Genomic DNA, 20,436 nt, shown 5'->3' with positions numbered 1-20,436 from the left:
TCAGAGACATCGCCATGTTCGACCGACTTCGCGAAGACATCGCCGCCATCCGCGAGCGCGATCCCGCCGCCCGCAGCGCCTGGGAAGTCGTCACCTGTTATCCGGGGCTGCACGCGATCGTCCTGCATCGCATCGCGAACGCGTGCTGGCGCGGACGATGGCGCTGGCTCGCGCGGTTCGTGTCGCAGATCGCGCGCTTTCTCACCGGCATCGAAATTCATCCGGGCGCGACGCTCGGACGGCGCGTGTTCATCGATCACGGCATGGGCGTCGTGATCGGCGAGACGGCCGAAATCGGCGACGACTGCACGATCTATCAGGGCGTGACGCTCGGCGGCACGTCGCTCACGCGCGGCGCGAAACGTCATCCGACGCTCGGGCGCGGCGTGATCGTCGGTGCGGGCGCGAAGGTGCTCGGCGGCTTCACGGTCGGCGCCGATGCGAAGATCGGCTCGAATGCGGTCGTCGTGAAGCCGGTGCCGGCGGGCGGTACGGCGGTGGGCAATCCGGCGCGCATCGTGATGCCGGCCGTCGCGAAGAAGCCATCCGATGAAACCGCGAAGAGCGGCTTTTGCGCTTACGGCATTACGCCGAACGCGGACGATCCCGTGTCGCTCGCGATCCACGGGCTGATCGATCACGCGTCGACGCAGACGCAGCGCATCGACGACATCGTCGCGGCGCTCGAACGGCTCGGCGCGCGCGTGGAAGCGCTCAACGCCGTCGATGGCGCCGCGCTCGTCGATCTCAAGCGCCTGTGCACGTCGATGGATGGCAAGGCGGCGGACGAGCGCGCCGGGTCGCTCGAACGCGCGAGTTAAAGCGGCAGCGGGCGCACGCCTTCTTCATCGACGCGCAGATAGCCGCCGCGCGGCGGGTCCGCGTCGAGTTCCCAGTCGGGCAGAACCCAGCGCACGCCTGCGACTTCGCGATGCATCGCCGGACGATGCGTGTGGCCGTGAATCAGCGTGTTCGTGCGGCTATTGATGAAGAGTTCCGCGACCGCTTTCTTCGTCACGTCGTACTTCGCCTTGACGCCGGTGGTCACGCGCGCGCCCTCGCTTTTCGAGCGCATGCGCTGGCCGATGCCCAGGCGGGTGTCGAGCGGCAACGCCAGAAAGAGCCGTTGCGCGAGCTTGTTGCGCGCGAACGAGCGAAAGCCTTGATAGGCGCGATCGGCGGTGCACAGGCCATCGCCGTGGGCGAGCACGATGCGCTTGCCGAACGCGGTGATGACGAACGGATCGGGCAGCGGCAGCGCGCCTGCATCTTTCATGAAGCGCTTGCCCAGCAGGAAATCGCGATTGCCGTGCATCACATATAGGCCGATGCCGCGTTCCGAGAGCGTATGCATGAGGCGCGTCATGCGGCGCGCGAAGCTGGCGCGCGGGTCGGTTGGCGGGCCGTCGAGAATGTCGTCGCCGATCCAGAACTCGAACAGGTCGCCGAGGATGAAGACCGAATCGGCATCGTTCGCCGTGACCTCGATGAAATGCTCGAAGGCCGCAACGGTTTTCGGAATCACTTCGGAGAGATGCAGATCGCCAATGAAAAACAGCGGGCGCGCGTTTTTCGCTGTGCCCGCTGCTTCGCGATCGAATGAAGTCTTCGTATCGATCATGCAATGACCGTGATCAGACCACGACGGCCTTCTCGATCACCACGTCGTCGACCGGAACGTCCTGGTGGAAGCCCTTCGAGCCGGTCTTCACCTTCTTGATCTTCTCGACCACGTCCATGCCTTCGACGACCTTGCCGAACACGGTGTAGCCCCAGCCTTGCGGCGTCGGCGACGAGTGGTTCAGGAAGTCGTTGTCCTTCACGTTGATGAAGAACTGTGCAGTCGCCGAATGCGGGTCGTTCGTGCGCGCCATCGCGATCGAGCCGTTTTCGTTCTTGAGGCCGTTGTTGGCTTCGTTGTCGATCGGCGCATCGGTCGGCTTCTGCTTCATGCCCGGCTCGAAGCCGCCGCCCTGGATCATGAAGCCATCGATCACGCGATGAAACACGGTGTTGTCGTAATGACCCTTCTTCACGTAGTTGAGGAAGTTCTCGACCGTCTTCGGGGCCTTGTCGGCGTCCAGTTCAATCTTGATGACGCCGTGGTTCGTATGCAGTTCGACCATGATGATGTTCTCTCCATTGTGTTTGATTGAGCCCTGGCGCAGCGCGCGCCAGGTCAGCGACAGGCGCTTACGGATTACTGCGGGACCACGGTGGCCGACTCGATCACGGTCGGCTTTTGCGGCACGTCCTGCATCGGGCCGCGCGTGGTGGTCGGGCTGCCTTCGATCTTCTTCACGACGTCCATGCCCGCGACGACCTTGCCGAACACGGCGTAGCCGTTGCCGTCCGGGCTCGGATAGTCGAGACCCGCATTATCGACGATATTGATGAAGAACTGCGCGGTGGCCGAATTCGGATCGCTCGTGCGCGCCATCGCGAGCGTGCCGGTGGCGTTCTTCAGACCGTTCTTGCTTTCGAGCGGAATCGGCGCGCGCGTCGGCTTCTCGGCGAAGCTCGTGCTATAGCCGCCGCCCTGGATCATGAAGCCCGGAATCACACGATGAAAGATCGTGCCGCTGTACTGACCGGACTTCACGTAGTCGAGAAAGTTCGCGACCGTCTTCGGCGCTTTCTCGGGATACAGCTCGACCTTGATGTCGCCTTGCGTGGTCTTGAAGAGCACGGTGGGGTGCGCGGCCTGCGCGTTCGGCTGCGCTAACGCAGGCGTGGTCGCGATCAGGGCAGCGCTCGACAGCGCCAACATCAGGAATTTCATGAAGGATCGATCCTCGTGTGGTGAATGCAAACAGTCGGCCGCGAATGCGCCTGCTTATGGCTGCGCTTGCGGCGCGACGTATGGCGTGGCCGGCAGCGGGCTCGTCGGGCCGCCGAACGGCGCGTAATCGTCGGGACCGGGCATCGTCTGCGAGGCGGCTCCGGATGCCGGCGCCCATTCGTCCGCGGCCGGACTTGGCGCAATTGCCGCGCCCGTTCCCGATGCGCCTTCTGCCGCGCCCGCGCGCTTCTTCGGCGGGTTGTAGATGTTCTGAATCGCCGTGATGCGCTGGCGCGTGAGCGGACTCTTCGAGCCGAGCGATTGCGCGCGCTTGTACGACTCGCTCGCGAGACGAAGATAAAGATCGCCCAGGTTGTCATAGGCGAGCGCGTAGCCTGGATTCGCCTTGACCGCGGTTTCGAGCGCGACGCGTGCATCCTCGTAGCGGCCCTTCTTCGCGTAGAGCGCGGCGAGGTTGTTGTACGGCTCCGGCAATTCTGGATAGGCTTGCGTGAGCTCGGTGAAGGCGGCGATGGCTTCGTCGTCGCGATTCAGGCGCGCGAGCACGGTGGCGCGCTTGAACTTTGCCTGCACGTCGCGCGGGTTGCTCGCGATGCGCGCATCGAGTTGTGTTAGCGCGGCGTTCCAGTCCTTGCCCGCGATGGCCGAATCGATCTGCGGCGTGTCGTCGCGAGTTGCGGTCGAGGTCTGCGCGAGCGCGGCCCCGGACATGCCGACACATGCGAAGCCGAGCGCCGCGATGGCGAGCGTCCGGGAAACGAGCCGGCAAGAGAGTTGCAGAGGCGTGCGCGCGTGGCGATGAGTCACTTGGAATCGAGTCAATGAATGAGGCTGCGAAAGAAGCCGTGAAAGCGGCGAAAGGGACGGCGAGCGCCCGAGCACGCGAAGGCGTGCGAGCACTGGAGAACGAGCGGAAATGCCCGATGCGGCGTCGTCTCCGGCAAGGCTTTCGGCCCGGCCCGGAGCGCGGCTTGCCATGCCCGCCGCGCGGCCGCTTCGAGATTTCATAGGCTCAAGTCCCGGTGTTATACTCCGACCCATTCTAACAAAAGGTCTGCACGTCCCGCGCACGAGTCTTGCGCCTGGATCTCCAGGCGAGCATCTCGCGCCGACTCCAGACTGTCTTTCGCCACTCGTGGCCGTCTCCGTCCTGGTCGCATGACCGTCGTGTTCGCGCTCGCGTGTGGGTCTCTTCGCTCCCGCGCGTATCGCTCACGGCGCTCGCTGCCCGGCACACGGTTGATTCCGGCCCATGCTTCGCCTTCTATGAACTCGCTGCGCATCTACAACACGCTCGCGCGTGACAAGCAAACCTTCACGCCGCTTCGCGCCGGCGAGGTACGCATGTATGTCTGCGGAATCACCGTGTATGACTACTGTCACGTCGGGCACGCGCGCATGTTCGTGGTGTTCGACATCGTTCAGCGATGGCTGCGCGAGATCGGCTACAAGGTGACTTACGTCCGCAACATCACCGACATCGACGACAAGATCATTCGCCGCGCGGTGGAGAACAACGAATCGATCAAGTCGCTCACGCAGCGTTTCATCGAGGCGATGTATGAGGACATGGACGCGCTCGGCGTCGCGCGTGCGGACATCGAGCCGCGCGCGACCGAGTTCGTGCCGCAGATGCTCGGCATGATCGATGCGTTGCACGCCAACGGTTATGCATATCAGGCCAAAGACGGCGACGTGAATTACTCGGTGCGCAAGTTCACCGACTACGGCAAGCTGTCCGGCAAGTCGATCGAAGACTTGCGCGCCGGCGAGCGCGTCACGGCCAACGACGCCAAGGAAGATCCGCTCGACTTCGTGCTGTGGAAGCAATCGAAGGCGGGCGAGCCGGAAGACACAGGCTGGAACTCGAAGTGGGGCCGCGGGCGTCCCGGCTGGCACATCGAATGTTCCGCGATGGGCTGCACGTTGCTCGGCGAACAGTTCGACATCCACGGTGGCGGCATGGATCTCCAGTTCCCGCATCACGAGAACGAGATCGCGCAAAGCGAAGGCGCTACCGGAAAGCAGTTCGTGAACTACTGGATGCACAACGGCTTTGTGCAGATCGACAGTGAAAAGATGTCGAAGTCGCTCGGCAACTTTTTCACGATCCGCGAAGTTCTTGAAAAATTTGATGCTGAAGTCGTGCGCTTCTTTATTGCGCGGGCACACTATCGGTCGCCGCTGAATTACAGCGACGTGCATATCGACGACGCAAAGAACGCGTTGACGCGCCTATATACGGCGTTGAAGGATGTCGAGCCGGACAATCAGCAACTTGACTGGAGCGAGGCGAACGCGCAGCGTTTCCAGTCTGCGATGAACGACGACTTCAACACGCCGGTGGCCGTGTCGGTGTTGTTCGATCTCGCGAGCGAAGTGAATCGTACGCGCGATGCCGCGCTCGCTCGTCAGCTCAAGGGTCTTGCGGGCGTGCTCGGACTGCTTCAGCGCGAGCCGCGTGCGTTCCTGCAGCGGGCGAGCGGCGCAGGCTCGAGCGAGGGACTCTCGCCGCAAGAGATCGAAGCGAAGATCGCCGAGCGCATCGCCGCGAAGCAGGCGAAGAACTATGCCGAAGCAGACCGGATTCGCGCTGCATTGCTCGAAGCCGGTATTGCGCTTGAAGACAAACCGGGTGGGTCGACCGAATGGCGCCGCGTTTGAGCGCGGCCCTTCGAACCCTCTGATCGACTCACCAGGCAGGAGGCAAGATGGCAACGGCCAGGAAGACGCCGGTCAAGCGACCCGCGTCTGTCAGCGATGCGTCGGGCGCAACGAAGCGCGCGAGCAGCGCACAAACGAAAGTGAACACGCAGAAGATCGATGGCGCAGGTGCGGCGGCCGGCAAGACGGCGAAGCCGGCGCGCAGCGTTGCGCTCAAGGCCGCGAAGCCGGAGACGGCAACGCGCCTGAACGGCGCTGCGCGCGCATCGAAAGCGGGCACGGAAGAAGCCGAAGCGTCGCCCGCGAAGGGCAACGGCCGCGCGGTCGCAGGCGATGGCGCGCGCGCTCAGGCGCTCGTCGCCGAACGCGGCGAAGTGGTGCGCAAGTCGCGCGTCGTCACATCGGATGCCGCGGTGCCCGTGCAAATCGGCGGACTCACGCGCGAAGCCGTTCGTCCCGACTACTGGGACCGCGCGTGCGCAGATTTGATGCGACGCGACCGCATACTCAAGAAGCTGATTCCGAAGTTCGGCGAGATTCATCTCGTCAATCTCGGCGATCCGTTCTCCACGCTCGCGCGTTCCGTTGCCGGCCAGCAGATTTCGGTGAAGGCCGCGCAGGCGATCTGGGAACGGGTGAAGGGCGCATGTCCCGAGGTTCATCCGGCGCACTTCATCAAGCTCGGTCACGAGAAACTGCAGGCGTGCGGCTTATCCAAACGCAAGGCCGAGTACATTCTCGATCTCGCGCAGCATTTCGAATCGGGCGCGCTGCACGTCGACGCATGGACGTCGATGGACGACGAAGCCGTCATCGCCGAGCTCACGCAGATTCGCGGCATCGGCCGATGGACGGCGGAGATGTTCCTCATCTTCAATCTGTCGCGCCCGGACGTCCTGCCGCTCGACGATCTCGGCCTGATTCAGGCGATCAGCGTCAACTACTTCAGCGGCGAGCCGGTGACGCGCAGCGAGGCGCGGGAAGTGGCGGCGAACTGGGAACCGTGGCGCACGGTCGCGACGTGGTACATGTGGCGCAGCCTCAATCCGATTCCGTCAGATCACTAAAATAACCACGCGAAAAGCGCGCGCTATCGTTGCTTTATAATCGATAGTTCACGCGCGAATTTTTGAGGGGCGGACGCGGTTAGAATACGCGCTGCCCGATGTTCCCAGGACTCGAACATATGAAGACCACGTTTCTGGATTTCGAGCAGCCGATCGCTGAACTCGAAGCGAAGATCGAAGAACTCCGCTTCGTTCAGGACGATTCCGCTGTCGATATTTCGGAAGAAATCGAGCGGCTGTCGAAGAAGAGCCAGCAGCTCACGAAGGATCTCTACGCAAACCTGTCGCCGTGGCAGGTTTCGCAGATTGCGCGTCACCCGCAGCGTCCGTACACGCTCGATTACGTCAGCGAGCTTTTCACCGATTTTCATGAATTGCATGGCGACCGTGCATTCGCGGACGACCTTGCGATCGTCGGCGGCTTCGCGCGCTTCAATGGCCAGCCGTGCATGGTGATCGGCCATCAGAAGGGCCGCGACACGAAGGAACGCGCGCTGCGCAACTTCGGCATGCCGCGTCCGGAAGGCTATCGCAAGGCGGAGCGCCTGATGCGTACCGCCGAGAAGTTCAGCTTGCCCATCTTCACGTTCGTCGATACGCCGGGCGCGTACCCGGGCATCGGCGCGGAAGAGCGCGGCCAGTCGGAAGCCATCGGCCGCAATCTCTATGTGATGGCGGAGCTCAAGACGCCGATCATCACGACGATCATCGGTGAAGGCGGCTCGGGCGGCGCGCTGGCGATCGCCGTCGCCGATACCGTGATGATGCTGCAGTTCTCCACGTACTCGGTCATTTCGCCGGAAGGCTGTGCGTCGATCCTGTGGAAGAGCGCGGCGAAGGCGCCGGAAGCGGCCGAAGCGCTCGGCCTCACGGCGCATCGTCTTAAGGCGCTCGGTCTCATCGACAAGATCGTGAACGAGCCGCTCGGCGGCGCGCATCGCGACGCGAAGGGCATGGCCGCGCTCCTGCGCCGCGCACTCGCCGATTCGCTGCGTCAGTTCCAGGGCATGAGCGTCAACGACTTGCGCGAGCGCCGCTTCGAAAAGCTGATGGCGTACGGCAAGTTCAAGGAATCGCTGCCGGGCGCGTAATCCGTTCCCGTCATCTTCGTCATCTCATCCATCACGAACTCTCGTGACATCCGATAACGAAACCCCGGCCGGCCGCCTCGTGTTACAGGCGGTGCGCGCGGCGGTTTCGGACGCGGACCTTTCCCCGGATTCACTTCTCGCGGTCGCATTGAGCGGCGGGCTCGACTCCACCGTGCTGCTCGACGCGGCCGTGAGTTGCTTCGGCGCGCGACGTTTGATCGCGCTGCATGTTCATCACGGTCTGAGTCCGAACGCCAACGCGTGGGCCGCGCATTGCGAGCGCTTTGCGGCGTCGCTCGGCGTGCGGTATGACGCGCGTCATGTCGATGTCGCGCGGACCGGCGGCGAGAGCCTCGAAGCCACGGCGCGCGACGCGCGTTATCGCGCGCTCGACGAGCTCTGCGATCAGCATGGCGCGGCGGCGCTGCTCATCGCGCATCATGCCGACGATCAGGCCGAAACCGTGCTGCTGCAACTGCTGCGCGGCGCGGGCGTCGCGGGCCTCGCGGCGATGGCGCCGCAACGCGCGGACGGCGCCGCGCCGCGTGTGCGTCCGCTGCTGCGCCTGCTGCGCGCGCAACTGGAGCAATACGCGCACGAGCGCGACCTGAGCTGGATCGACGACGAATCCAACGCCGACACGCGCTATTCGCGCAACGCGCTGCGCCATGACGTGCTGCCGATGCTCGCGGTGCATTTTCCCGGCTTTCGCGATGCGCTCGCGCGCACGGCATCGCATGCCGCGTCGGCGCAGCGGCTTTTGGATCAGCTTGCGCGCATCGATCTGGGACACGTTCAGAGCGCCGACGAAGAGGGCGCGCTCGTGCTCGACGCGTTTCTCGCACTCGACGACGAGCGCGCGATCAATCTCATGCGTTTCTGGATCCGCTCGCGCGGTTTGATGGCGGCATCGACGGCGCGCATCGCCGACATGTTGCGTCAGTTGCGCGATGCCGCCGCCGCGCGCGATGGCCACGCGCTGCGCGTCGATCATGCGGGGCACAGCTTGCGCGTGTATCGCAATCTGCTGTTCTGGGAAGCCGGCGACAGCGCCGATGCGCCCGATCTCGATGAAGGCGCGGCCGCGCTCAAAGTCGCGGCGGAACTGCTATGGCAGGGCGAAGAGGTGTGGCGTCTGCCGCAATGGCGCGGCTCGTTCGTGTTCGAGCCCGCTGATTCTTCCGCCGACGATGTCGTCGGGGAGGGCGTGTTGCGCGCCGCGCCGCTCGTCGCGCGTTCGCGTGCGGGCGGCGAGCGCATGCGCGTCGCGGCCGAAGCGCCGAGCCGCACGCTCAAGAACCTCTTTCAGGAGCGCGGCGTGCCGGCCTGGAAGCGCGACGTACCGCTGCTTTTCATCGGCGAGGCGCTGCTGTTCGTGCCGCATGTCGGCGTGAACCGCGAGGCCGCGCCGAGCGCCGCGCACGGACCGCTGCGGCGCATTTCGTGGCGGCCGGATTTGCTGCTCGTGTGAGGCGCTTTGGGCAAACGTTGCGCCGAAGCCGGTAAAATCGCCGTCACCGGTGCCTCATCTTGTAATTTCAGCCTCGATCGGGTACGGTAACTCGTTTTCGCCCAAGCGCGTTTTTGCGCGGCATCTGCGTTCAAAAGACTCGATTTCGCCCGCAACGACGCATCCGCTCGCGTCGCTTATCAATGGCGCGAGCGTGCGAAGGGCGTGCGGCAGCGCCCGCGTATCGTAGCCGGCTTCGACATCCCCTGAAGCGATCGAGCGCGAGTCTCGAGCGTTCTCGCGTCAAAGCGCGTGAAGCGCGGTTTTCTCTCCAGTTCAAGAACGACAATGGCACTCATCGTACACAAATACGGCGGCACTTCGATGGGCTCGGTCGAGCGCATCAAGAACGTCGCCAAGCGCGTCGCCAAATGGCATAAGGCCGGCCACAAGATGGTCGTCGTGCCCTCGGCGATGTCCGGCGAAACCAATCGCCTGCTCGGTCTCGCGAAAGACATCAAGGCCGATCCGGACCCGCGCGAACTCGACATGATTGCCTCCACCGGCGAGCAGGTCAGCGTGGGCTTGCTGGCCATCGCGCTGCACGCGGAAGGCCTCGACGCCGTGAGTTATGCCGGCTGGCAAGTGCCGATCAAGACGGACAGCGCGTTCACGAAGGCGCGTATCAGCGAAATCGACGGCGAACGCGTGCTGAAGGACCTCGACGCGGGCAAGGTCGTGGTCATCACGGGCTTTCAGGGCGTCGATCCGGAAGGCCATATCGCGACGCTCGGACGCGGCGGCTCGGACACGTCGGCGGTTGCGATCGCGGCGGCGATGAAAGCGGACGAATGCCTGATCTACACCGACGTCGACGGCGTCTACACGACCGATCCGCGCGTGGTGGAAGAAGCGCGCCGGCTGGACCGCGTGACCTTCGAGGAAATGCTGGAGATGGCGAGCCTCGGCTCGAAAGTGCTGCAAATCCGCTCGGTGGAATTCGCCGGCAAGTATCAGGTGAAGACGCGTGTGCTCTCCAGCCTGACCGACCCGCTGATGCCGCTCGAAGCCGAAATGCACTCCGGCACCCTGATTACTTTTGAAGAAGACGAGAACATGGAAAAAGCAGTGATTTCTGGCATCGCGTTCCAGCGCGACGAAGCGCGCATCGCGGTCATGGGCGTGCCTGACAAGCCGGGCGTCGCGTATCAGATTCTCGGCCCGGTCGCCGATGCGAACATCGACATCGACATGATCATTCAGAACCAGAGCGTGAACGGCAAGACCGACTTCACGTTCACGGTCGGCCGCGGCGACTATCAGCGCGCGCTCGAAATCCTGAACAACCAGGTGAAGGGCCACGTCCAGGCCGAAACCGTGCTGGGCGACCCGAAGGTGTCGAAGGTGTCGGTGGTGGGCGTCGGCATGCGCTCGCACGTGGGTATTGCGAGCACGATGTTCCGCACGCTGTCGGAAGAGGGCATCAACATCCAGATGATCTCGACGTCCGAAATCAAGATCTCGGTGCTGATCGACGAGAAGTACACCGAACTCGCCGTGCGCGCGCTGCACAAGGCGTTCGAGCTGGATCGCGCGTAAGCGTGTAAGCGTGTGACGGAGATGTGAAGGCTCGCGGGCCTTCACATCGTTGCGGTTCGCTGAACGCGCGATTTCATATTGGCCGTTTCGAAAAAAATCGTCGTGTGAATTTGACCCCGGCCTGCGAACACGCTATTATCTCGATCTCGTTGCACTGCACTCCCGGTGCGGCGAAAAGTTTGGGAGACGTGGCCGAGAGGTCGAAGGCACTCCCCTGCTAAGGGAGCATCTGGCTAAAAACTGGATCGAGGGTTCGAATCCCTCCGTCTCCGCCAGTTGTCGTAGAAAGGCCCCGCAAGGTTAAAAACTTGCGGGGCTTTTTCTTTTTGCCGCGTTAGTCGGCGAAGTGCATTGCGACGAAGTGCATTGCGACGAAGTGCATCGCTTCGTCATCCTTCTGAATCGTCGCCGAAGAGAACGCGAGCGTCGCCGCTCGCGCTCAGTCACATCCTTACTTCCCTGACGCGATCCGGTCCTCGATATGCTTCGCGCGCGCCGGCGACGACGGATGCGAACTCAGCATGCTCGACTTGCCGCCATCGATGGTCGCGAGCTTCTGGAACGCCGTGACCAGTCCCTTCGGGTCGTAGCCCTTCTTCTTCTGCGTATCGAAGGAGTAATCGTCAGCGGCCGATTCCTGCGTTTGCGAGAACTGCGCGTTGACGAATTTTTCCGACAGATCGCCGAGCTGCGACGCCGACAGGCTTCCGACCATACCGCCCGCCGCCGAAGCCACCGTGCGCGCCGCCGACGTCGCGTACGCCACCTGCATCGCTTTCTTCGTATGGCCGAGCGCGACGTGCCCCATTTCGTGCCCGACGACACCGCGCACTTCGTCATCGTTCATCAGGTCCATGAGGCCGCTGTAAACGCGCACGCAGCCGTTCGCCATCGCCCACGCGTTGACGTCCTTCGTCAGATAGACCTTGTAATTGACCGGCACGCCGTTGATGTTGTCGCCGAGCTGCTTCGAGATCTTGTTCAGGCGCTGGGTGTACGGGCTGTTGGCCGCCGCGACTTTGTTTTCCTTGTCGAGTTCGGCACAAGACTTGTCGGACAGCGTGCGGACATCGGAGTCGCTCAGCGACAGCGCCTGAGTCGCCATTTGCCCGGATTGCATCAATTGGTTCGGATCCATGCTGCTCATGCTGCTGCACGACGCAAGTGTGAACACAGCGGAGGCCGCCAGCGCGATGCGGAAGATCGTCATAGTTTTACCTTTCGAATGTTGTTGTGATCGTCGTTCTGCGCAGAGTGCGCGAACGCAGCGAAATGCTAATGACAGTCGATTCGTAAGCTATTCGAAAATTCCGATTTTGTCGGCAAAAAAGATGAAAACGCCAGCGGAAACCGTGCATCAGTCGCGCACGGAACGCGAATCAATCGGTCGCGCGCCTGCAGGCGGCGCGCACGCGTGCGGCGACGGATGCGGCGGGTGCGGCGTCCATCGCGATCGAAGCCGCGTCCGGCAAGGCTTCGGCGGCAAGCTGCGTGAGCGTCTGTCCCGGCGGCATCTCGACGAACACCTTCGCGCCGAGTTCGGCGAGCGCGATCGTCGATTCGTGCCAGCGCACCGGATAGCGCAGATTGGTGGCGAGGTCTTCGCGAATGGCGTCGGCGCGACGCAGCACGCGCGCGCCGCGATTGCCGATGTAGGCGATGCGCGGCGCCTCGATCCGCACCTTGCTCGCCGCTTCGCCGAGCCGTTGCGCGGCGCTTTCCAGCAGCACGCAATGCGAGGGCACGCTCACGCACAGCCGTTCGGCGCGCCGCGCGCCGCGCGACAGGGCGATGTCGCGGACTTGCGCGAGCGCGGCGTCGCTGCCCGAAAGGACGATTTGACGCGGCGCGTTCAGATTGCCGATGTAGGCGTCGGCGCCGCAATCGGCGATCGCGCGGGCGATCTCCCTTTCGTTGAGCCCGAGCACGGCGAGCATGCCGTAGCCGCTCGGATACGCGTCTTCCATCAGCCTGGCGCGCAGGCGCACGAGTTCGAGCGCATCGTCGAAACAAATCGCGCCGCACACGACCGCCGCGCCGAACGCCCCGACCGACAAGCCCGCGACGGCTTTCGGCTCGACGCCTTCCTCCGCGAGCGCGCGCGCCGCGGCCACGCCCGCGACGACGAGCGAAATCTGCACGGCGACGGTCGATTTGAGCGCGTCGGCGCTGTCGAGATCGCGGACGTCCGCGCCGAGCACATCGGATGCTTCGTCGAGCGTGCGGACGATCGCCGGATGCGGCTCGCCGCCGCCGAGCCGATGCAGAAAGCCCGGCGCTTGCGCGCCCTGTCCGGGAAAGAGGTACGCGATCATGCCGCTGCCCACGGATTCGCGACGAGGCGCGGGCCGTCGGCGTGCCGCAGCATGACGCGTAGTCCGACGCGCGCGAACTCCGCGAGCGAGAAAGCCGCGTCGCATGTTTCGATCTGCACGTCGATGCGCGTGTCTTCCTTCTGCGCCGCTCGCGAGAGCGCATCGAAGAGCGCCGATGCGTCTTCGCGGGGCAAGGGCGTCGGCGCGCGCACGACGATATCGAGGTCGCTGTCGCGCGTGATCGCCGGCATCGCGCACGCGAGCTCGAAGCCCGCGCTGCCGGCCGGGCCCCATTCGAGACCGCATCCGTCGATGATCGGCGCGACCGCGCGCAACAACGCGAACGCGGGCAGGTCGCGACGCGCCGGATCGGGCTCGCGCGTGCGCAGCGCTTCGGGCGTGAGCATCGCGTCGATGTGACGCGTCTCGATCCACGCGCCGAAGCGTTCGCCGCGCGTCATTCCGCGCACGCCGACGGGAATCGCAGCGCCGATGCGCGGTGCGCGCCGCACGACGACGAACGGCGCGCGCGCGAGCGACGCGGCGACCCACGCGGGCGCGTCGTCAAAGGCGGGCGTCGCGGGCGCGATCCGCAGCAAATCGTGCGGACGCGGCGCGCGCTCCATCACGCGGTCCATCAAACGCTCCACTGCTCGCGCATGCGCCTGCGCACCTCGATCGATGCGGCGCGCGTGCGTTTCGCATCGGCGGAAGAGAGCCGGTTCGACAGATCGCGCGGACCGCTGCGCGCATCCTTCACCGCCGCCGCGAGCGATGCCTTCACGCGCTCGATGTCGGCGGAAGAGGGCGCGTCGGCGTCGACGCCTTCGATCAGCTCGTGCAGCAAGCCGAGCTTCGCGTAGGCGCTCATCTTGTACGACATCGGCAGGACCGCGTCGCCGAGCGCGTCGAGGCTTTCGACGCTGCGCCGCGTAACGCGCGCCGCAGCTTCCTTGCCCATCGCGTGGACGGCCGTGCCGGGCGCGTCGAGCGCGACGATGCGATTCGCCTGATAGCCGTGCGCGAGATACGCGCCCGACATCGCCGGTCCGACGATCAGCGCGATCACCGGATGGCCCGCGAGCCGCGCGCTCGCGTAGGCATCGACGGCGGCGGCGCACGCGAGATGAATGCCGAGCAGTTCTTCGCGACGTCCGTACGCCTGGCTCTTCACATCGACGACGGCGACGATGGCGCGCTTCACCCCGGCATCGCGATCGGCGTCGATCGTTTCGCGCACGGCGCGTGCGAGCAGCCAGCCCTGTTCGAGGCCGACGACGTTATCGGTCGCGCGCGGGAAGCGGTTCTGCGGATCGGGCACGACGGCAAAGAAGCTCGCGCGTTCGCCATCGAGAGCGCCTTCGCGCACGCGGATCGGCCCGCGCTCCGATTGCGTCGACGCAGAAGTCAGCGCGTCGAGCCAGCGCTCGCCGCGGGAAAGTGTGCCGGTCATGATGCGCCCCACAGTTTGCGCAAGGTGTCGGGATCAATGGCGTCGGGGTTGACGTCGGCGAGCCGCGCGATGAAGCCATCCACGTTCTCCGTGCGATGCCGCGGCGGCACGCCGCGCCTGAACGCCGCGAGCACGGCGTCGCGCACCTGCTCGGTATCGTCTTCGACGAGCGTGTCCGCAAGACCGACCGCGACGCGTTCCTCGCCGCCGATCATCGACCAGATGAGGCGCCGGTCGCCCGAATCGAGTTCCTCGATGCCCGCTTCCTGCTCGATCACCTCCGGCCCGTTCATGCCGAGGCGCGCCTGCCGCGTCATCACCAGCTCGGTACAGAGCGCGGCCGCGAGCGACATGCCGCCGAAGCAGCCGACCATCCCGCCGATCACCCCGACGACAGGCACATGAGCCCGCAGCGCGACGATCGCCGCCTGAATTTCGGCGATGGCCGCGAGCCCGAGATTCGCTTCCTGCAGACGCACGCCGCCGGTTTCGAACAGCACGACGGGACGGATCGCGCGCCCGGCTTCGAATTCGCTCAAGGCCATTTCGAGCGCGGCGGCGATCTTCGCGCCGGATACTTCGCCGATGCTGCCGCCCTGAAACGCCGGCTCGATCGCGGCGATCACCGCCGGTTCGCCGCCGAGCATGCCGCGTGCGATGACCGCGCCGTCATCCGCCTGGCAGACGATGTTCTGCATCGCGAGCCACGGCGATTCGATGCGGTCGAACGGGCCGAGCAGTTCGCGGAACGTGCCTTGGTCGAGCAGCGCGTGCGCGCGTTCGCGCGCCGTCATTTCGATGAAGCTGTGCCGCGCGAGAAACGTGTCGTGCGCGTTCATGGCGTGTCTCCTTCGCTTTCGCTTGCTTCGACGGCTTCGTTGAGTCGCAGCATGACGACGCCGGGCGTCGCGCCGAAATCGTTCAGTTCGATTTTCGCCGCGCCGTCGTAGCGCTGGAAGAAGCGGTCGAGCACGCTTTTCCAGACATGGCCGTAGCCATCGACGCTCGTGCGGATCACCACTTCCGCGTTCGCACTTTGTGACGGCGAAAGCAGCACTTCGAGATCGCCCGAGCCGACGACGCCCACGTGCGCGCGGCGCGTGACGGGCCGTTTGGCCGGATATTCGTATCGCATGTTTTCCATCGTTCGTTCCTCTTCAGGGCAAGCGCCTGAGACTGTCGAGAAAGAGTGTCGCCGCGAGCAGGTCGGCCGCGCCGCCGGGCGATGCGTTCAGCTTCATCAGTTCTTCGTGAAGCGCCTCGAGCGCGCGACGGCCCGCGACGCTCGCCGCTCCGCCGCAAGCGATCACATCGCGCGCGCCGCGATGCGCTGCTTCGAGCGCGGGCATTCCGCCGCGATGCAGAAGACACGTATCGTCCAGCGACGCGATGATCGCGACGAGCGCATCGAGCCGCGCGTCGGATTCGTCGAGTCCGCGTGCGCGCGCGGCGTCCAGCGCGGGCAGGCCGACGAGCCGCGCGTGAGGAAAACCATCGCGCGCTTCGCCGCGTGCGCCCGCCACGCGATAGCGTTCGCTGACGCGCGCACCGTGGCTCTTCGTTGCCGTTAGCGGCGCGTAGCGATCGTCGAAACGGGCGATCTTCGCCGCCGAGAAGCAGATCGCGCCGCTGTCGTCGGGCGCTTGCATCGCCGCGCCCGCGCACAGCAAACCGATGATCCAGATCGCGCCGCGATGCGCGTTGCTGCCATCGGTTGCGCGCATCATCGCGGATTCGCCTTCGCGGCCGATGCGCGCCAGTTGCTCGCGCAAGATCTGCGACGGCTCCGCGTGCGACGCCGCGCGCGCGATCGCGAGAAACGTCGGATGCAGGGCGCGAGCGGAACGCAGCATCGTGTCCAGATCGAGATCGCGATGCGCGCCGCTGCCGCGTTCATCGACGAGCGCGGGCTTCGGCGTGAGACGCGCCTCGGCGATCAGCGCATCGACGGCGCATTGCGCGATGAGCGACGGCGACGCGACCGCGCGCGCAAGATCGCGAAGAGCCGGCTTCATCACCAGCTCCGGAAGCGCGCGGGCGGCGCGTACAAGCCGCCCGACCACGCGACGAGATCGTCGATGCTGCGCGCCGCGAGCAGCGAGCGCTTGGCTTCGCCGCGCCGCACGCCCAGATCTTCCGGATACGCGACGATGCCGCGCCGTCTCAATTCCGCCGTCTTCGCGGGATCGGCGCGCATGCCGATCGGCGTCACGCCCGCGACCGCCGCGAGCGCGGCGCGGCGCTCGTCGACGCCTTCGGCCGCGTGCAGATACGCGATGCCTTCTTCCGTCACGACGTGCGTGACATCGTCGCCGTAGATCATCACGGGCGCGATCGGCATGCCGCTTTTCTCGCCGACGGCAATCGCGTCGAGCGCATCGACGATGGTCGGCTCGCCGCCTTTCTTGTACGTCTCGGCCGTCTGCACGACGAGCTTGTGGCCGCGCGCGATCTTCGGATTCGGGCCGTCGTCCTTCAGGAGCTTGAGCCACGCTTCGCTCGAATGACGCCGGCCGCGCGGATCGTGTCCCATGTTCGGCGCGCCGCCGAAGCCCGCGAGCCGCCCGAGCGTGACCGTCGACGAATTCGCGTCGGCGTCCATCTGCAAGGTCGAGCCGATGAAGAGATCGACACCGTATTGCCCCGCGAGCTGGCAGAACACGCGATTCGAGCGCAGGCTGCCGTCGCGGCCGGTGAAGAACACATCGGAGCGCGCCGCGATGTAGTCCTCCATGCCGACTTCGCTGCCGAAGCAATGCACGCTGTCCACCCAGCCGGATTCGATCGCGGGAATCAGCGTCGGATGCGGATTGAGCGCCCAGTTCGTGCAGATCTTTCCTTTGAGGCCGAGCTTCTCGCCGTATGTCGGCAACAGCAGTTCGATCGCGGCCGTATCGAAGCCGATGCCGTGATTGAGCGCCTTGACGCCATAGCGCTCGTAGATGCCGCGGATCGTCATCATCGCCATGAGAATCTGCAATTCGCCGATGTGACGCGGATCGCGCGTGAAAAGCGGCTCTACGGCGAACGGACGATCGGCCTCGACGACGACATCGACCCACGAGCCGGGAATATCGACGCGCGGCAGTTCGTCGACGATTTCGTTCACCTGCGCGACCACGATGCCATGCCGGAACGCGGTGGCTTCGACGATCGTCGGCGTGTCCTCGGTGTTGGCGCCCGTGTACAGATTGCCGTGCCGGTCCGCCTGCACCGCGCACACGAGCGCGACCTGCGGCGTCAAGTCGATGAACATGCGCGCATACAGTTCGATGTACGTATAGATCGCGCCGATCTCCAGCATGCCGTCTTCGAGCAGTTGCGCGACGCGCAGGCTTTGCGGCCCGGCGAACGCGAAATCGACCTTGTGCGCGATGCCTTGCTCGAAGAGCGCGAGATGCTCGGGACGGCTGATGCTCGAGATCAGCAGATGGATGTCGTGCACGCGATCCGGATCGAGCTTCGCGAATGCGCGCGAGAGAAAGTCCGCCTGCTTCTGATTGTTGCCTTCGAGCGCGACACGGTCGCCGGTGACGATGAGCGCACTCAACGCATCGACGATGTGCGCGGCATCGAGCACGGAGCCGTTCATCCACGGCTCGATCAGCTTAAGACGCCGCGCTTTTTCCTGCGCGCGCGTGTTCCAGTTGCGGGTTTTAGCGATGACGTCGTTCATTGGTCGGCCTTGACGGAATTCGATCGGGAAGATGCGCGGCGTTTCTTCTTCTTGACGTGGCTCGAGTGCGCGAGCGCCTGGGCATCGGCGAGAAAGCGGTAGAGCAGGTCGCCCGTCGCGAGCAGATGGCGCGCGACGAGCGTCTGCGCCTGTTCGATATCGCGCGCGGCGAGGGCATCGAAGATCGCGCGGTGCTCGGCATCGGATGAATCCTTGTGGATCGGCAGACCGAGCTTCAGCCGCAAATAGCGTTCGCCGCGCCGATGCATCTGGCCGATCAGCTCCATCAGCCGAGGACGGTCGGCGGGCGCGTAGAGCGCCATGTGGAACTGCTCGTTGCGCACGACGTAGAGCGTCGGATCGGGCTCGTTCTCGGCGGCTTCGAGCAGGCGTTTCGCGTCGGCAAGCGTTTCGGGCGTGTGATGCGCGATCGCAATGCCGATCGCGAGACTTTCGAGCGATGCGCGAATCTCGTAGATCTCGCGCGCCTCGTCGGCCGATTGCAGACTGACGGCCGCGCCGCGATTCGGCTCGATTGTCACCCAGCCTTCGCTTTCGAGCTGGCGGAACGCTTCTCGCACCGGAATAGCGCTGACCGAAAACTGCCGGGCGATCGCGTCCTGCCGCAGCGGCTCGCCCGGCAACAGCGAGCCATCGACGATGGCGGCGCGCAGCGCATCCGCGATGAAGCGCGACGTGCTCTGGCGCGGTTCGAACTGCGCGTCGCGAAATGAGGCCGGAGTCGATCCGGCTGAGAGATCTGTCGGCATGGCTAGGTGAAAGTGCGGACTTGTCGTGTGTCGATGTTCAAATATTATATATAAAAACGCACACGGTACTTCGGTGCTTTCCCTAGACGCCATAACAAACACTTTTAACCGGCGCGTCGCTAATTCCTTTGGAGACATGGCCATGCCCAGCACGCTGGATCGACAGATAAGCGCCACGCGCGCCACGAAGACACCGCTCAACCGGTCGCAGATCACCGGTTTCTGGGGTGCGTGGGCCGGCTGGACGCTCGACGGAATGGATTCGTTCATCTACGCGCTCGTGCTCGCGCCGGCGCTCACCGAATTGCTGCCGCGTTCGGGCTATGATGCGACGCCGGCGAACATCGGGCTTGCGGGCTCGATTCTCTTCGCGCTCTTTCTCGTCGGATGGGGACTGTCGTTCATCTGGGGACCGCTCGCCGACCGTTTCGGACGCACGAAAGTGCTCGCGGCGACCATCTTCACGTTCGCGATCTTCACCGGCCTCGCGGCGACCGCGCATAACGTGTGGGAGCTCGGCTTCTATCGGTTTTGCGCGGGCGTGGGGATCGGCGGTGAATGGGCGCTCGCGGGCACGTATGTCGCGGAAGCGTGGCCGGAAGATCGCCGGAAGATGGGCGCGGGTTATCTGCAGACCGGCTACTACGCGGGCTTCTTCCTCGCCGCCGCGCTCAATTACACGATCGGCGCGACGTTCGGCTGGCGCGCGATGTTTCTCGTCGGCCTGTTTCCGGTCGTCGTGTCGATCATGGTGCTCCTGCGCGTGAAGGAAACCGACAAGTGGGAACGCGCCGAAACCGCTCATCCGCACGTCAAGCACGAGAGTTCGCTGAAGGCGATCTTCAATGCGCAATATCGCAAGCGGACGATCGTCGCGGCCGTGCTGCTGACGGTGGCGATCATCGGCTTGTGGGCGGGCGCGGTGTATGAACCGTCGGCGGTCGTTCAGCTCGCGACGAAGGCGGGCATGGACAAGCACGATGCCGCGCGCATGGCGTCGATCGCGACGGGGTTGCTTTCGATCGGCACGATCGTCGGCTGTCTCGCGCTGCCGCCGATGGCCGAAAAGATCGGCCGCAGAAAGACGCTCGCGGTGTATTTCGTCGGCATGGCAGCGTCGATCGCGCTCGCGTTCGGCTGGGCGTTCTATCTGCCGAACGGGCTGGTGCCGTTCATCGCGCTGCTCGTCGTGCTGGGCTTTTTCGGCGGCAACTTCGCGCTCTTCTCGCTGTGGCTGCCCGAGCAGTTCGAAACCCGCGTGCGTGCGACGGCCTTCGCGTTCTGCACGTCGGTCGGGCGCTTCTTCGGCGCGATCGTGAACTTCGGCATCGGCGCGATGGTGCTCAACATGAAGACGCTCGGCGTGCCGATTGCCATTACCGCGATTGCGTTTCTCATCGGTCTCGCGGTGATCCCGCTCGCGCCGGAAACGAAAGGCCAGGAACTGCCGAACTGATCTTCGCTGCGCCTCTCACGAACGGCGATCTTCGCGATGCGAGGGCCGCCGTTTTTTCATCTGCACGAGCTTACTTTTCGTAAGTTTTTCCT

General features: G+C 64.7%; 20 protein-coding genes and 1 tRNA gene. 8 read left to right on the top strand and 13 right to left on the bottom strand.

The window, feature by feature from the left end; genetic code table 11:
• Window positions 1–14: 14 nt before the first annotated feature.
• A complete protein-coding gene (gene cysE, locus NCT05_RS10525; RefSeq protein ID WP_250502233.1) occupies window positions 15–821 on the top strand; it encodes a serine O-acetyltransferase in 807 nt (268 codons plus the stop codon).
• On the opposite strand, the gene NCT05_RS10520 is transcribed toward cysE, so the two are convergent.
• From NCT05_RS10520 to NCT05_RS10505, 4 genes are all read right to left on the bottom strand, one after another.
• Complete coding sequence (locus NCT05_RS10520) at window positions 818–1,621, bottom strand: UDP-2,3-diacylglucosamine diphosphatase (protein ID WP_250502232.1); 804 nt, start codon at window positions 1,619–1,621, stop codon at window positions 818–820. The two genes, cysE and NCT05_RS10520, sit on opposite strands and share 4 nt — an antisense overlap.
• A 13-nt stretch (window positions 1,622–1,634) precedes the next feature.
• The gene (locus NCT05_RS10515) at window positions 1,635–2,126 is read right to left on the bottom strand and encodes a peptidylprolyl isomerase (protein ID WP_008341836.1); all 492 of its coding nucleotides are present in this window, start codon (window positions 2,124–2,126) and stop codon (window positions 1,635–1,637) included.
• 74 nt (window positions 2,127–2,200) lie between these two features.
• Entirely contained in the window at window positions 2,201–2,782 is a 582-nt protein-coding gene (locus tag NCT05_RS10510; protein WP_250502231.1) for a peptidylprolyl isomerase, read from the bottom strand.
• Between the two features lie 54 nt (window positions 2,783–2,836).
• The gene (locus NCT05_RS10505; protein WP_175982736.1) at window positions 2,837–3,514 is read right to left on the bottom strand and encodes a tetratricopeptide repeat protein; all 678 of its coding nucleotides are present in this window, start codon (window positions 3,512–3,514) and stop codon (window positions 2,837–2,839) included.
• A 555-nt stretch (window positions 3,515–4,069) separates the two neighbouring features.
• Between NCT05_RS10505 and cysS the strand changes: the two genes are divergently transcribed.
• From cysS to NCT05_RS10475, 6 genes are all read left to right on the top strand, one after another.
• A complete protein-coding gene (gene cysS, locus NCT05_RS10500) occupies window positions 4,070–5,467 on the top strand; it encodes a cysteine--tRNA ligase (protein ID WP_244807422.1) in 1,398 nt (465 codons plus the stop codon).
• A 47-nt stretch (window positions 5,468–5,514) separates the two neighbouring features.
• Window positions 5,515–6,534, top strand: a complete 1,020-nt coding sequence (locus NCT05_RS10495; RefSeq protein WP_175982698.1) for an endonuclease III domain-containing protein — start codon at window positions 5,515–5,517, stop codon at window positions 6,532–6,534.
• Between the two features lie 119 nt (window positions 6,535–6,653).
• Window positions 6,654–7,625, top strand: a complete 972-nt coding sequence (locus tag NCT05_RS10490; protein WP_008341830.1) for an acetyl-CoA carboxylase carboxyltransferase subunit alpha — start codon at window positions 6,654–6,656, stop codon at window positions 7,623–7,625.
• Between the two features lie 43 nt (window positions 7,626–7,668).
• Complete coding sequence (tilS, locus tag NCT05_RS10485) at window positions 7,669–9,096, top strand: tRNA lysidine(34) synthetase TilS (protein WP_250502230.1); 1,428 nt, start codon at window positions 7,669–7,671, stop codon at window positions 9,094–9,096.
• Window positions 9,097–9,423: 327 nt separating this feature from the next.
• Complete coding sequence (locus NCT05_RS10480; RefSeq protein ID WP_175982697.1) at window positions 9,424–10,674, top strand: aspartate kinase; 1,251 nt, start codon at window positions 9,424–9,426, stop codon at window positions 10,672–10,674.
• A gap of 182 nt (window positions 10,675–10,856) precedes the next feature.
• Window positions 10,857–10,949: transfer RNA gene (locus tag NCT05_RS10475), tRNA-Ser, on the top strand.
• Window positions 10,950–11,125: 176 nt separating this feature from the next.
• Here the strand turns inward: NCT05_RS10475 and loiP are convergent.
• The 9 genes from loiP to NCT05_RS10430 all read right to left on the bottom strand — a co-directional run bounded on the left by loiP (window position 11,126) and on the right by NCT05_RS10430 (window position 18,888).
• The gene (gene loiP, locus NCT05_RS10470) at window positions 11,126–11,884 is read right to left on the bottom strand and encodes a metalloprotease LoiP (RefSeq protein WP_175982696.1); all 759 of its coding nucleotides are present in this window, start codon (window positions 11,882–11,884) and stop codon (window positions 11,126–11,128) included.
• Between the two features lie 169 nt (window positions 11,885–12,053).
• On the bottom strand, window positions 12,054–12,989 hold the full coding sequence (gene mdcH / locus NCT05_RS10465) for a malonate decarboxylase subunit epsilon (RefSeq protein WP_033535786.1): 936 nt from the start codon (window positions 12,987–12,989) through the stop codon (window positions 12,054–12,056).
• Window positions 12,986–13,627, bottom strand: coding sequence for a malonate decarboxylase holo-ACP synthase (locus NCT05_RS10460; protein ID WP_250502229.1), 642 nt, complete (start codon window positions 13,625–13,627; stop codon window positions 12,986–12,988). Before NCT05_RS10460 ends, mdcH begins: the two co-directional genes overlap by 4 nt.
• Window positions 13,627–14,442, bottom strand: a complete 816-nt coding sequence (mdcE, locus tag NCT05_RS10455) for a biotin-independent malonate decarboxylase subunit gamma (protein ID WP_250502228.1) — start codon at window positions 14,440–14,442, stop codon at window positions 13,627–13,629. The genes NCT05_RS10460 and mdcE overlap by 1 nt, the downstream gene beginning before the upstream one ends.
• On the bottom strand, window positions 14,439–15,281 hold the full coding sequence (locus NCT05_RS10450) for a biotin-independent malonate decarboxylase subunit beta (RefSeq protein ID WP_250434891.1): 843 nt from the start codon (window positions 15,279–15,281) through the stop codon (window positions 14,439–14,441). The genes mdcE and NCT05_RS10450 overlap by 4 nt, the downstream gene beginning before the upstream one ends.
• Complete coding sequence (locus NCT05_RS10445) at window positions 15,278–15,586, bottom strand: malonate decarboxylase subunit delta (RefSeq protein ID WP_008341815.1); 309 nt, start codon at window positions 15,584–15,586, stop codon at window positions 15,278–15,280. Before NCT05_RS10445 ends, NCT05_RS10450 begins: the two co-directional genes overlap by 4 nt.
• A 13-nt stretch (window positions 15,587–15,599) precedes the next feature.
• The gene (locus NCT05_RS10440) at window positions 15,600–16,457 is read right to left on the bottom strand and encodes a triphosphoribosyl-dephospho-CoA synthase (protein WP_250502227.1); all 858 of its coding nucleotides are present in this window, start codon (window positions 16,455–16,457) and stop codon (window positions 15,600–15,602) included.
• Entirely contained in the window at window positions 16,457–18,118 is a 1,662-nt protein-coding gene (gene mdcA / locus NCT05_RS10435; protein WP_175982690.1) for a malonate decarboxylase subunit alpha, read from the bottom strand. The genes NCT05_RS10440 and mdcA overlap by 1 nt, the downstream gene beginning before the upstream one ends.
• On the bottom strand, window positions 18,115–18,888 hold the full coding sequence (locus tag NCT05_RS10430; RefSeq protein ID WP_250502320.1) for a GntR family transcriptional regulator: 774 nt from the start codon (window positions 18,886–18,888) through the stop codon (window positions 18,115–18,117). Before NCT05_RS10430 ends, mdcA begins: the two co-directional genes overlap by 4 nt.
• A gap of 142 nt (window positions 18,889–19,030) precedes the next feature.
• Between NCT05_RS10430 and NCT05_RS10425 the strand changes: the two genes are divergently transcribed.
• Complete coding sequence (locus NCT05_RS10425; protein ID WP_175982688.1) at window positions 19,031–20,344, top strand: MFS transporter; 1,314 nt, start codon at window positions 19,031–19,033, stop codon at window positions 20,342–20,344.
• Window positions 20,345–20,436 lie beyond the last annotated feature (92 nt).

Source organism: Caballeronia sp. AZ7_KS35 (assembly GCF_023631045.1).
GTDB classification, from domain to species: Bacteria; Pseudomonadota; Gammaproteobacteria; order Burkholderiales; family Burkholderiaceae; genus Caballeronia; species Caballeronia zhejiangensis.
This window is presented reverse-complemented; position numbering and strand designations above follow the sequence as displayed.